At 57.2% G+C, this 414-nt stretch carries 1 protein-coding gene; it reads left to right on the top strand.

Annotation, left to right across the window (positions count from 1 at the left end):
- Positions 1 to 414 (top strand): hypothetical protein (locus EOE18_RS18580; protein ID WP_164852823.1); only part of this gene is annotated, 414 nt, incomplete at both ends.

Genomic DNA, 414 nt, shown 5'->3' with positions numbered 1-414 from the left:
GACGATTTGAAAACCACCCAGGCGCTGGCCCTCAGTTTGCAACAGGCTCAAGCTGCTGCAAAGGCGCAGGCGATGGCCGCAAAGGTTGATCCTCCAGCCAGGCAGGAGGTCATGCAGTCGCCTCCGCAACAGCAACAACCACAGCCTCTCGTCCAGCCCGGGTTTGTCGTGGGCGCGCTGAACCGGATTGAAGAGACGAGGAGCTTTATCTTCTCTCGCGATGGACAATTCCACCTGGCGCATAAAGCGGTCGTGGACATGGGGCTGGATGATCAATTCTTTAAGGGCGCAGGTGTTCAGATGTGGCTTAAGCAGCTGTACGAGCCGCAGCAGGCTGATTTGTCTGTGTTCATGGCGCATCTGGAAGAGCAGCCTGATCAATTCCATTATGCACCGGGCCAGTCCGGGTTCCTC

Origin of the sequence: Novosphingobium umbonatum, from assembly GCF_004005905.1 — a bacterium.
Taxonomy (GTDB): Bacteria; Pseudomonadota; Alphaproteobacteria; order Sphingomonadales; family Sphingomonadaceae; genus Novosphingobium; species Novosphingobium umbonatum.
Note: the sequence above shows the minus strand (reverse complement) of the source record. Positions and strands in the feature narration are given on the sequence as shown.